Origin of the sequence: Gemmatimonas sp. (genome assembly GCF_027531815.1) — a bacterium.
Lineage (GTDB): Bacteria > Gemmatimonadota > Gemmatimonadetes > Gemmatimonadales > Gemmatimonadaceae > Gemmatimonas.
Genome location: NZ_JAPZSK010000014.1, coordinates 173726 through 185688, shown reverse-complemented (window position 1 = coordinate 185688; position 11963 = coordinate 173726). Strand labels below are relative to the sequence as shown.

Genomic DNA, 11963 nt, shown 5'->3' with positions numbered 1-11963 from the left:
AGAGCTGGGGTCAGAGCTGGGGTCAGAGCTGGGGTCAGAGCTGGGGTCAGACCCCGCGCCGGACCACGAGCTCGATCTCCACCCGCGCGCCCAGCGGCAGCCCGGCCACCGCCACCGTCGTGCGCGCCGGGTAGGGCTGCGAGAAGCGCGCCCCGTAGGCCTGGTTCATGTGCGGAAAATCGGCCATGTCCACCAGATACACGTTGCACTTGATCACGTCGTCCATGGTAAGTCCCGCCGACTCGACCACGGCCTGGAGGTTGTCGAAGCAGCGATGCGTCTGCGCCTCCACATCGCCGTCGATGAGGGTGCCCACCGCCGGATCGATGGGGGTCTGGCCGGAGCAATAGAGGAGGTCCCCGGCCCAGATGGCCTGAGAGTAGGGGCCGATGGCCTTGGGGGCGTGGTCGCTGTGGATGGCGGTACGCGGCATGGGGGGGTGGCTGGGGTCGAACATGCTGGTGGACGGCAGCGGGCACCCGCCCGTCACCACAGGGGAATGTGCACCCGCCCCCCCCGATCGGCGAAGTTCTGCGTGGCTGCTGCCGATAATCCCGGTATGGTGACCACCGAACCCCGTCCTGCGGCCCCTCTGGCCGACACCTGTCCCATCCGGGCGCGCTTGGCGCGCATCCACGAGGGGGTGGAGTTTCCGGCACTGTCGAAGCAGATCGTCGACATGTGTTCGTCCATGGACGATGATGCCCACTCGCTGCAGCGGCTCACCAACGTGGTGCTGCGCGAGTACAGCCTGACGCTCGGTGTGGTGAAGACGGCCAACAGCGTGCATTACCGCCGCGGCGGGCGTCCCATTCAGGGGGTGACGCATGCGATGCTGCTGCTCGGGGCGCGCACGGTGCGGCAGCTGGCCAGCAGCCTGCTGCTCTTCGAGAACTATTCGCGGAAGAGTCCGCAGCTCAAGGAGCTCATGCTGTTGTCGCTGCTCACGGCCAACCATGCGCGCGCGACGGCCACGTATCTGGAGCTCCCGGAACCGGAAGAGGCGCATCTCGGCGGCATGTTCCACAACCTCGGTGAGGTGCTCATTGCCGCCCACTTCCCCGAGGATCACCACCTCATCCGCACCCTCATGCAGGACCAGGGGAAATCCGAGGCGAAAGCCACTGAACTGGTGCTCGGGTTCGCGTATGCCGACCTCGGGGCGGAGCTGTCGCGCCAATGGGGGCTGCCGGACTCCGTAGTCCAAGGCATCTACGCCCACACCACCGCCGCCACCTCGCGCGCGGCGGCCGTTGCAGCCTTCAGCCACGACCTCACGCAAGCGCTCTATCGGTCCGGCGCGACACCGTCGCAGATCACCGTCGCCCTGGACCGCGTGATGGTCCAGCACGGGAGCCGTCTCAAGCTCAACCGCGAGGAGGTCACTGGCATCGTGGCCGCTGCGCTCGAGGAAACGCGCGAGCTGCTCCAGCGCTCCCCCGATGCCGGTGATCGGCTCCGCTTCAAGCAGCTGGCCACATCGGCCCGCACAGGGTTCGGGGCGAAGGTCGCCACGCTGGAGCCCGATGGGGACGTCGAAAACACGGTCTCCCGTGAGCTCACGCTGCGCGGACGCCTGCGCGCGGAACTGGAGGAGCATGTGGACCCCGCCTCAGGCACCTCGATTGGCGCGGTGCTGCTGCAGGCGCTCGAGGCGATCATGCGCGGTGGCCCGTACGATCGCGTGCTGGCGTGCTTCCTGACGACGGATCGCCAGCAGCTCGTGGCACGAACCGGTCTCGGGGACGGGGTGGACACCCTGATCGACCAGTTCCAGTTCCCAATGTCCCCACGAGGCGGTCCGGTGGTCGCCCTGACCCAGATGCGACAGGCAAGCTACCTGCCGGTCGACCGCAGCTTCACGCACTCGGAATTGCGCTGGGCGCAGCAGCTCGACGTGGCGCAGTTTGGAGTGTTTCCGCTCGTCGTTCGGGGTAAGGTGGTGGGTTGCCTGTACTGCGACCGGCTGGGCGGTGCCGCCAGCCCCGATCGCGCGACCATCCGCTTCACCTCGTCGATCGCCGATCTGGTGGTCGACGCCATCGGGCGTCGCCGCAACGGGTGAACTGGCGGCGCGCGCCGCCGGCTACGTGTAGCGCCGCGCGGCGAGGATACCGCCGAGGAACCCCCCGAGGTGAGCCTGCCAGCTGATGCCCGGCTGGCTCGGGGCAATGCCGAGCACGAGGCCGCCCCAGAGGCTCGCCGTGACCAGACTGAGCGCGATGCTCCAGAAGCTGCGCGCGTACACGCCAGCCAGCAGCAGAAAGCCGAGGTAGCCGAACACCACGCCGCTGGCGCCAATGTGGACCGACCCCGGCGCCCCCAGTGTCCAGGCCATGAGGCCGGCGCCGAGCATAGCGAACGCCGTGACGGGCAGGAAATGCCGTGCGTCGCGCAACATCACCATCCACCCGAGCGCGGCGAAGGGTACCGTATTGGCAACGAGGTGATTGACGTTACCGTGCAGAAACGGCGCGAAGAGGATGCCGCGCAGCCCATCGGTCGTGCGCGGCACGATGCCGAATCCGGTGAGTGCTCCGCCGAGCAGGCTGTTGACCGCGAACGTCACCCAGAACGTCCCCAGCATCGTGCCCAGCGTGACGGCCTGGGTACGGAGGGAGCGGGTGACCTGCCGCGTCGTGCGCGCGGCCGAGTCGGTGAGCGAGGTGCGCGATCTGCGGGGCATGAGCACGAAGTGTAATGCGGGGCGGTAAGTTCGCGGCATGACGAGTCCTGCGCTCCCTACGCCCGATGAAGCGGCCACGTTTCGCCGCATCGGCTGGCGGCTGCTGCCCTTGCTGTTCTCCTGCTACATCGTGGCCTACCTCGACCGGGTGAACGTCGGGTTCGCCAAGCTGCAGATGGTCGGTGAACTGGGGTGGAGCGATGCTGTCTACGGATTCGGTGCTGGCATCTTCTTCCTTGGCTACTTTCTGTTCGAGGTGCCCAGCAACCTGCTGCTGTTGCGCGTCGGCGCCAGACGATGGATTGCCCGCATCATGATCACGTGGGCACTCGTGTCGGCCTCCTTTGCCTTCGTCGACGTCATTCCCTGGGGGCCGCTGCCGGCGCTCTTCGGGGTCACGGCCGATGTCTTCGGTTTCTACACGCTGCGCCTGTTGCTGGGTATGGCGGAGGCGGGGTTCTTCCCGGGCATCGTGCTCTACCTCACCTACTGGTTTCCGGCGGATCGTCGCGGTCGCGCGTATGCGAAGTTCATGACGGCCGTCGCGGTGGCCAATGTGCTGGGGGCGCCGCTCTCGGGATTCATCATGGACGCCTTCGAGGGGGTGAGCGGGTGGGCCGGATGGCGCTGGCTGTTCGTGCTGGAGAGTGCACCGAGTCTCGTGATGGGTGTCGCCGTGCTGCTGTGGCTTCCCGACGGACCGGCGCAGGCGCGATGGCTCGGTGAGGCCGAGCGTACGCTCGTATTGGCCCGTCTGGCGGCCGATGATGCCGCGGCCGCGTCCGCGTCCGCCCCTGCCGGCCGTGGTGGGCACGGTGGCTTGCGTGCCGCGTTCGGCAGCGGCCGCGTGTGGGCGTTGGCGTTCGTGTACTTCACGCTGGCGGTCGCGTTGTACGGCGTGAACTTCTGGATGCCGACCATCATTCAGGAACTCGGCCTCGCCCGCACGGCCTACCTGCAGGTGGGGCTGCTGGCGATGATCCCGTGGGGCATTGCCGGGGCGTCGATGCTCTGGTGGGGGCAGCACTCCGATCGCACCGGTGAGCGCCGCTGGCACGTCACGGCGGCGTTGCTGTGCACCACGGCCGGGTTGGCGCTGCTCGCCGTGGTTGGTACGCACGTGGTGGCGTCACTGGTGGCGCTGTCGCTGGTGGCGGCTGGCGTGCTCTCGAGCATGAGCACCTTCTGGTCCATCCCGACCTCGTTTCTTCGCGGCAGTGCCGCCGCCGCGGGCATCGCGTGGATCAACAGCATCGGCAACCTCGGCGGCCATTTCGGGCCGGACCTCATCGGTCGCGTGCGGGTGGCCACGGGCAGCTCGGCGGTCGCGTTCGTCGCGCTCGCCCTGCTGGGGCTCACCGGCGCCGTGGTGATCGCGACCATCATGCGCCCGCACACGAGCGCGGTGACGCCGAACTGACATGCAGAGAATCGGAGAAACGGAGAAACGGGGAGCCACGCGGCGCCGGCGGGGCATCGAGCTTTCGCACCGGACCCTCCTTTTCTCCGCTTCTCCAGCAGTCAGTTCCCCCTTTATGCCGGGTTGGCCAGACGACGTCAGGGGGGGTCGACGTAGGGAGCATCGTGATTGGTGACGCGCTGGATCCCATCAACGAGACGGTAGGTGCCGAAGTTGATGAGCAGGCCGACCGGCAACTGCATGAGACGCAGGTACGTAAGCACTTGCCGAGCAAAGACCGGATTGGGACGATCCGTGGCCTTGATTTCCACAAGCACCCGCTCGTTCACGAGCAGATCCACACGAAAACCGAACTGGACGCGCTGGTCCTTCCACGAGAACGGGATCATGGCCTGACGTCGAAGCGCAAATCCGCGACGATGCAGTTCACCGGCCAGTAGTTCCTCATACGCCGACTCGAGCAGCCCGGGCCCCAGCGCACGATGGATCTCGATGGCCGACTCGATAATGTCACCGGTGAGGTGATCGATGGGGCGCATGCCATACACTGTCGCGTGGCATCAGTCGCGCGTCATCGCGTGCGTTACCAGGTGCCGGCGTGCGGTCAGATCACGTTCTTCTCCAGCAGCGGCCGCCCTTCCGCGATGCGTGAAACACGCAGCGGCGACAGATCGAGCGTGAGATAGCGGCCCGTGGCAATGAGCTCTGCGAGGCCGCGACCCACTGCGGGCGCCTGCTGCAGCCCGTGCCCCGAAAAGCCACAGGCCGTGTAGGCGTTGCCGTAGGGCGCGAGCAACCCCACCAGGCCGTTGTGGTCGAAACTGTTCATTTCGTAGTACCCCGCCCAGCTGCTCGTCACGCGCAGCGCATCGAAGGCCGGAACGCGGGCGGCCAGCACGGGCCAGATGACCTCGTCGAAGAGGCCGCGATCGACCTGATCGAGCGGCACGTCGTCCGGGTCACCATCACGTGGGGGCGCACCGCACAGGAAGCGGCCGGCCTGCAGCTCCGGACGGAACCAGACCCCGCTCGGATCGATCACCAGCGGCGCCAGTCCCCCGTTCGCGTCGCGCAACTCCACGTCGGCCTCGAAGGCAAACACGTCACGCTTACGCGCGTGTACCGGCAGCGCCACGCCCAGCTGGTCGGCCACCCGCGCCGACCAGGCGCCGGCCGCAATCACGACGGCGTCGCCGGCAAGGGACCGGCCTCCCGCCGTGTGTACGGCGCGCACCGTGGCCGGCCCGTCGTGCGTCTCCACCACGAAATCGACGGCCTCGTCTTCAAGGAACGTCACGCCGGCACCGACGGCGGCCACACGGAAGGCCTGCAGCGCGGCATAGCCGTCAAACCACCCCTCGCCGCTCGTGGCGGTGGAAAGACCGAGTGATCCCAGCACCAGATCGTCCGCCTGCAGCCACGGGAAGTGCGCGGTGAGCGCCGCCGGCGCCAGCAGCGCCGTATGGACGTCATGCTGCTGCTGCAGCGCATGCTGCCCCTGCAGCACCTCGGCGCCCCCCGCGGTGGCGGCCAGGTACAGATATCCCGGCTCGACGAGGCCGATGTTGGGCACCTCATCGCCCACGGCCAGCGCATGACCGATGGCGCGATAGAACGCCAGGCTGTCCTGCGAGATGCGGATATTGATGGCGGTGGAGAACTGCTGCCGGATGGCACACACGCTGAGCGCGCTCGACGCGCGCGTATAGGCCAGGTCCCGTTCGATGACCGTGACCTGCACGCCCTGCTCGCGAGCCAGAAACCACGCGGTGGCGGCGCCCATGACCCCGCCACCCACGATGACCACGTGCAAGGGACGCTGCCACTCACGTGTTTCCCACGGCTGCTGACTGCGCATGTGACTCCAGAGTGAATGCCTTGTGACTCGATACCGTCATGTCTGCCATGACCGGTGAGGCCGCCGCTCGGCGCTCCCCCCGGCGCCTGCTGCGACCCGACGCGCCGGGTGGTACCTTGGGCCGTTGCCGCGACCGCCGGGCCGCGCGCTGCACACCAACCGCGCACAAAGTGCTTCCTCAACTCTCCGCTGAACAGGTCCACGCCGCGCTGCCGTGGGGGCCACTGGCCGATGCGCTGGCGGCGGCCTTCATGGTGCCCCCCGTGGCGCCGGTGCGGACCGCGCACGCCCTGTCGTCGGCGGATACACTCCTGCTCATGCCCGCGTGGAATGCGCAGGCCATTGGTGTGAAGCTGGTCACGGTCATCCCGACCGCGGCGCATCACGGGGGCCATACCGTGGACGCCTCGTACCTGCTGCTCGACCGGCTCACCGGTGCACCGCGGGCGCTGCTCGACGGCGACGCCCTCACCGTCCGCCGCACGGCGGCCACCTCGGCGCTGGCGGCCCGTGCCCTCCTGGCGGCCGCTCCAACGCGCCTGCTGGTGGTGGGCGTGGGGCGACTCGCCCCCTGGATGGTACGGGCATATTGCGCGCTGCTGCCGTCGCTCACGCAGGTCGAACTCTGGGGGCGTGATGTCACCACGGCGCAGCGCCTGGCCACCACGCTCCTCGACGAAGGGCTTCCCGTGAGCGCGGCATCGCGGCTCGACGAGGCGGCGGCGGCCGCCGACATCGTGAGCTGCGTGACCACGGCGCACGAGCCGATCGTGCAGGGCGCGTGGCTTCGCGCCGGTACGCACCTCGATTTGGTGGGCGGCTTCACGCCGGGCATGCGCGAGGCCGACAACGCGGCAGTGGCCGGCGCGCGTATCGTGGTGGACCACGCCGAAAGCGCGCTGCGTGAAGCCGGGGATCTCGTGCAACCGCTCGCCGACGGCACGCTCTCCCGTGAGCAGATCGTGGGGGATCTGGGGGCCGTGCTGCGCGGCGAGGTCATTGCGCGACGCGACGCGCGTGATCGTACGTTGTTCAAGTCCGTGGGGCACGCGCTCGAAGACCTCGCCGCGGCGCAGCTGGCTGCCGCCGTCCACTTTCCGGTCACCTCATGATGTCTCGGTCGCTGCTGCGCCGATCGCACCGGCACGCTCTCGTTCCCCTGCTGGTGGCCCTTGTGGCAACACCAGTGGCGCTGGCGGCGCAGGACACCGTGGACGTCCTCATCACCGGTGGTCGGGTGTACGACGGCACGGGCGCCGCGCCGCGTGAGGCGGCGCTGGGGATCCGCGGTGCGCGCATCGTGTTCGTGGGGCCGGTGCCCGCCAACACGGTCGTGCGCCAGCGCATCGATGCCCGCGGGCAGATCGTCACGCCCGGCTTCATCGATCCGCACACGCACGCCTATGAAGGGTTGCCGCGGCTCGGCCTCGAACGGCGGCGCAATCTGTCGTCGCTCATGCAGGGGATCACCACGGTCGTGCTGGGGGCCGACGGTCGGGGACCGCTGGAGGTGCAGCAGGTGCTCGATTCCTCGGAGGCGCTCGGGCTGGGCACCAACACTTACGCGCTCACGGGCTTCGGCACGGTGCGCAGCCGCGTGATGGGCAACTCCTCGGCTTCCGCCACGCCGGCCCAGCGCGCCACCATGCGCGCGCTCATTGCCAAGGCCATGCAGGAAGGGGCCTACGGCGTGGGCAGCGGCCTCTTCTACGTGCCGCAGACGTACGCGCGCACCGACGAGGTCATCGACGTGGTGTCGGCGGCCAAGCCGTTCGGTGGCGTCTACGACACCCATCAGCGTGACGAAAGCAGCTACAGCATCGGCCTCTTCGCCTCCACCCGCGAAGCCATCCGCATTGGCTGCGAATCGGGACTCACCACCAACATCGGCCACATCAAGGCGCTGGGCGTGGATCTGTGGGGCAGCGCCGACAGCGTGCTGGCCATCATGCGCGAGGCCCGCGCCCGCGGGTGCCCGGTGGTGGCCGACCAGTACCCGTGGACGGCCAGCGGAACGGGCCTCAGCGCTGCGCTCATGCCGCGTTGGGCCCAGGCGGGTGGTCGCGACTCGCTGCGCCTGCGCGCGGCGGATGCCACGCTGCGTGCGCAACTGCTGGCCGACATGCGCGACAATCTCCGGCGTCGTGGCGGCGATTCGACGCTCCTGCTCATCGACGGCAACATCGATGCGGTCCCCTACCTGGGCAAGACACTCAGGCAGGTAGCGGCCGAGGTGGGCCAGCCCGCCGTGGAGACCGCGCTCGATCTGGTGCTGCGTGGCATCGATATGGGCGTGGCGAGCTTCAACATGACCGAAACCGATATCGAGACCTTCATGCGCGACCCGTTCGTGATGACGAGCAGCGACGGCTCCGACGGGCACCCGCGGCTCTTCGCCACGTATCCGCGCAAGATCCGACGTTACGTGCTCGACAAGCCGGTCATTTCCATGGAGCGCATGGTCGCTTCGGCGTCGGGGCAGGTTGCGGCCACCTACGGCCTCGCCGACCGCGGCGTGCTGCGTGTCGGGGCCTTTGCGGACGTGCTGGTCTTCGATCCCGCGGAGCTGCGCGAAGCAGCCACGTACACCGCACCGCGCAAAATGGCGACCGGGATGCGCTGGGTGTTCGTGAACGGCCGCGCCGCCGTGGCCAACGGCACTGCCACCAACGTGATGGCCGGCAAGGCGCTCCGACGGCGCTGACGCGTCGGTGTGCCGGCGTCGTGCGGCGTCGGGGACGAGTCGCCATCAGGCCTGGCCAATCGGCGAAATCTGGCGTCAACACGACAGGCGTGGTAACCGTACCGGGTAGGGAGTTCCCGCGCTTGTTCACCATGTCTGGAGGCCAGATGGTCAACCGAATTGCCGCGACGCTGTCGTTCGCGGCACTGCTGCTTGGCGGTGCCCTCATCGCGCCGCTGTCGGCGCAGGGCGGCGCTGCCGGCCGCGTCAGCGGAGTCGTCACCGACTCGGCGACGGGGCAGCCGCTCCAATCCGTGCAGCTCTTCCTGTCCCGTGGCACCACCCGCCTGGAGGCGCGCACCAGCACCGATGGTCGCTTCCTGTTCGCGTCGGTTCCGGCGGGCTCGTACGGGCTCGAGGCCATCCGCCTGGGCTATCGGCGCGTGCAGCGCACCGGGGTGGCTGTCGTGGCCGGGCAGACGCTCACGTATGACCTCAAGATGACGGCCGCGGCGCTCAACCTGCAGGCCATCGTCACCACCGGCGTGGTGGACCCCACCAGCGGTACGCGGGTGCCCTTCTCGGTCGGACGCGTTTCGGCGGAGGATGCGCCGGTGCCCGCCACCAACGCGCTGGAAACGATCCAGGGCAAGATCGCCGGTGTGAGCGTGGTGCCCACCGGGCAGGCTGGTGGCGGCACCAACATCCAGCTCCGCAGCCCCACGTCGATCAGCAAGTCGAACGCGCCGCTGGTGGTCGTGGACGGCGTCATCCAGTCGCAGTCCTTCGACGCGGCCAGCGCCGACCTGCAGTCCATGGACATTGAAAGCATCGAGGTGGTGAAGGGCGCCTCAGCCGCCTCGCTGTACGGGTCCCGCGCGTCGGCGGGCGTCATTCAGATTCGCACGCGCCGCGGCAACACCCTGGCCGAGGGGACGACGAAGTTCACGTTGCGCACCGAGTACGGGGCCAACTCGCTCGCGCGCACCGTGGACTGGGCGAACCAGCATTTCTTCCTGGCCGACGAGACCGGCGCCTACACCAATGCGGCCGGCCAGCGGGTACCACGTGAACAGCGCGTACCGCGCCCCGCCTTCGAGCGCATTCAGGATCGGCCGTACGCGCCGGGGACGTATTTCAACCAGGTCGACGAGTTCTTCGATCCCGGCAACTTCACGCGCAACTCGCTCAACATCGCACAGAACGGCGGCAAGACCAACTGGTTCTTCGCGTTCGTGAATCAGCGGGAAGATGGCGTGGTGCTCAACAGCGGGCGCTACGACCAGAATGACTTCCGCCTCAACCTCGATCATCGTCCGCGCAGCGACCTGCAGTTCGGCGTGAGCGCGTACTACAGCAAGTCGAAGCGGCTCAACTTGTACGACGATGTCTTCTTCGACCTCATCAATCAGGCCCCCGACGTCAACCTGCGGCAGCGCGACCCCGACGGGACCCCGTACGTCTTCCAGCCGGACTTCGAGGGGCGCGAAGAGAACCCGCTCTACGTGCTGTCCACGGAAAGCCGCAATCGCAACCGCGGTCGCCTCCAGGGCAGCCTCGAGGGACGCTACACGCCGCGCTCCTGGCTTACGGTCGACGCCAATCTCTCCTACGACCGCTCCGATCGCGCCAACGATTTCTTCCTCGATCAGGGGGTGAAGACGGAGGGATTCGCCAACGGCGGTCCCGGGGAGATCTCGCGCTTCAACGGCGTGACGAACGCCCTCAATGCGTCGCTGTCGGCCAACCTGCTCAAGCGGGTGGGTGACGTGACGCTCCGCAGCACCGTGCGCGGCCTCATCGAGCGGGAAACCAACGATCTGGTGAATGCGAGTGGCCAGATCTTCGCGGCGCCCGGGGTGAACAGCCTCAACAACGCCACCGTGCGCTTCGTGTCGAGTACGAGCGAAACGATCAAGACCAACTCGTTCTTCGTGAGCGGCGCCGCCGACTGGCGCGGCAAGCTCATCGTGGACGCGCTGGCGCGCCAGGACGGCAGCTCGCTGTTCGGCCCCGACCAGCAGGTCCACTGGTACTACCGCGGCTCGGCCGCGTACCGGCTGTCGGAAGAGGCGTGGTTCCCCTTCAAGTCGTTCTTCAACGAGTTCAAGCTGCGCGCCTCGCAGGGTACCGCCGGCGGCCGTCCCGACTTCAACGACCAGTTCGAGACCTTCAACTTCGTGGAAGGCGGCGGCTTGGTGAAGGCGAACCTGGGCAATCGCAATCTGCGCCCGGAGTACTCGAAGGAAACGGAGTTCGGCCTCGACGCCATCATCAAGAACCGCTACTCGCTGCAGCTGTCGCGTGCGCGGCAGAAGACCACCGACCAGCTCATCCTCATTCCGCTGGCCGGGTACTTCGGTTACGCCAACCAGTGGCAGAATGCGGGCACGGTGACTGGCAGCACGTGGGAAGGCACCTTCGAAGCGCAGGTGATTCGACGCCCCACGTTCTCGTGGCGGACCGGGTTCGTGGCCGATCGGTCACGTAACCGCATTACCGAGTTCAACCGGCCCTGCTTTGTCACCCAGACGATCGCCTTCCGCTGCGCGAACGAGACGCTGGGCAACATGTACGGGTTCCGCTTCATGCGCGGTGCCGGTGAACTGCCGGCCAGTGTGGGCGCGCGTGCCAACGAGTTCCAGGTGAACGATGAGGGGCTCCTGGTGTGGGTGGGTGCCGGCAACAGCTTCACCGAGGGAGTGACGAAGCGGCTCTGGGGCACCAGTGCCACCATTGGCAACGGCGTGTACCGGTGGGGTCAGCCCATCACGGCCCTCGACTCGGTGGGCAATGCGGCCGTGGTGAAGATCGGTGATGGTAACCCCGACTTCCGCCTCGGCTGGTCGAACACGATTGGCTGGCGCGGCGTGCAGCTGTTCATGCTGTGGGATGCCCAGGTGGGCGGCGACGCGTACAACCAGACGCGGCAGCGCATGTACCAGTGGGGGCGTCACACCGACGTGGACCAGGCGGGCAAGGCAGAGGAGCTCAAGAAGACGACGGACTATTACGTGGCGCTGTACGCGGCCAACAGTCCGACCGACTGGTTCGTGGAAGACGCAAGCTTCGTGAAGCTGCGCGAGCTGTCGCTCAAGTACCGGCTGCCGCGCACCTTTGCTTCTGCGCTTGCGCGCCTCGGCGCCGAGCAGGCCAGCGTGTCGCTGATTGGCCGCAACATGCTCACCTTCACGCGGTACAAGGGCTACGACCCCGAGGTCGGCTCGGTCCTCAACCGCCTCGACAGCTTCGACTATCCTCGCTACCGCACGATCACGGGTAGTGTTGAGATCATCTTCTGACCGGCGCACGACTC

At 67.8% G+C, this 11963-nt stretch carries 9 protein-coding genes; 5 read left to right on the top strand and 4 right to left on the bottom strand.

Translation table 11 applies throughout. From position 1 onward, the window contains the following. Positions 1–46: 46 nt before the first annotated feature. Entirely contained in the window at positions 47–433 is a 387-nt protein-coding gene (locus O9271_RS16300) for a RidA family protein (RefSeq protein WP_343213932.1), read from the bottom strand. Positions 434–535: 102 nt separating this feature from the next. Here O9271_RS16300 and O9271_RS16295 point away from each other — a divergent pair, with 102 nt between their 5' ends. Next, positions 536–2065 carry an HDOD domain-containing protein gene (locus O9271_RS16295; protein ID WP_298272005.1) on the top strand — a complete coding sequence of 510 codons (1530 nt, stop codon included), beginning with the start codon at positions 536–538 and terminating at the stop codon, positions 2063–2065. Between the two features lie 21 nt (positions 2066–2086). Here the strand turns inward: O9271_RS16295 and O9271_RS16290 are convergent, their stop codons facing one another. Then, positions 2087–2686, bottom strand: a complete 600-nt coding sequence (locus O9271_RS16290) for a rhomboid family intramembrane serine protease (RefSeq protein ID WP_298272002.1) — start codon at positions 2684–2686, stop codon at positions 2087–2089. 37 nt (positions 2687–2723) lie between these two features. Here O9271_RS16290 and O9271_RS16285 point away from each other — a divergent pair, with 37 nt between their 5' ends. After that, complete coding sequence (locus O9271_RS16285) at positions 2724–4106, top strand: MFS transporter (RefSeq protein WP_298272000.1); 1383 nt, start codon at positions 2724–2726, stop codon at positions 4104–4106. 137 nt (positions 4107–4243) lie between these two features. Here the strand turns inward: O9271_RS16285 and O9271_RS16280 are convergent, their stop codons facing one another. Both O9271_RS16280 and O9271_RS16275 read right to left on the bottom strand, forming a co-directional pair. Then, entirely contained in the window at positions 4244–4645 is a 402-nt protein-coding gene (locus O9271_RS16280; RefSeq protein WP_291267560.1) for a GxxExxY protein, read from the bottom strand. Between the two features lie 65 nt (positions 4646–4710). Next, positions 4711–5964: an FAD-binding oxidoreductase gene (locus O9271_RS16275; RefSeq protein WP_298271998.1), complete on the bottom strand. Its 1254-nt coding sequence runs from the start codon at positions 5962–5964 to the stop codon at positions 4711–4713. Positions 5965–6134: 170 nt separating this feature from the next. On the opposite strand from O9271_RS16275, the gene O9271_RS16270 reads away from it, so the two are divergent. The 3 genes from O9271_RS16270 to O9271_RS16260 all read left to right on the top strand — a co-directional run bounded on the left by O9271_RS16270 (position 6135) and on the right by O9271_RS16260 (position 11949). Next, complete coding sequence (locus O9271_RS16270; protein ID WP_298271995.1) at positions 6135–7076, top strand: ornithine cyclodeaminase family protein; 942 nt, start codon at positions 6135–6137, stop codon at positions 7074–7076. Beyond that, positions 7073–8668 (top strand): amidohydrolase family protein, encoded by a 1596-nt coding sequence (locus tag O9271_RS16265; protein WP_298271992.1) that lies wholly within the window; start codon positions 7073–7075, stop codon positions 8666–8668. Before O9271_RS16270 ends, O9271_RS16265 begins: the two co-directional genes overlap by 4 nt. Before the next feature lie 146 nt (positions 8669–8814). Further along, positions 8815–11949: a SusC/RagA family TonB-linked outer membrane protein gene (locus O9271_RS16260; protein WP_298271989.1), complete on the top strand. Its 3135-nt coding sequence runs from the start codon at positions 8815–8817 to the stop codon at positions 11947–11949. Positions 11950–11963 lie beyond the last annotated feature (14 nt).

Bases quoted from the DNA above. Each gene is read 5' to 3' on its own strand.
- O9271_RS16285 (WP_298272000.1), top strand. From the start codon at position 2,724: ATGACGAGTCCTGCGCTCCCTACGCCCGATGAAGCGGCCACGTTTCGC.
- O9271_RS16280 (WP_291267560.1), bottom strand. From the start codon at position 4,645: ATGCGCCCCATCGATCACCTCACCGGTGACATTATCGAGTCGGCCATC.
- O9271_RS16260 (WP_298271989.1), top strand. From the start codon at position 8,815: ATGGTCAACCGAATTGCCGCGACGCTGTCGTTCGCGGCACTGCTGCTT.
- O9271_RS16265 (WP_298271992.1), top strand. From the start codon at position 7,073: ATGATGTCTCGGTCGCTGCTGCGCCGATCGCACCGGCACGCTCTCGTT.
- O9271_RS16275 (WP_298271998.1), bottom strand. From the start codon at position 5,964: ATGCGCAGTCAGCAGCCGTGGGAAACACGTGAGTGGCAGCGTCCCTTG.
- O9271_RS16290 (WP_298272002.1), bottom strand. From the start codon at position 2,686: ATGCCCCGCAGATCGCGCACCTCGCTCACCGACTCGGCCGCGCGCACG.
- O9271_RS16300 (WP_343213932.1), bottom strand. From the start codon at position 433: ATGCCGCGTACCGCCATCCACAGCGACCACGCCCCCAAGGCCATCGGC.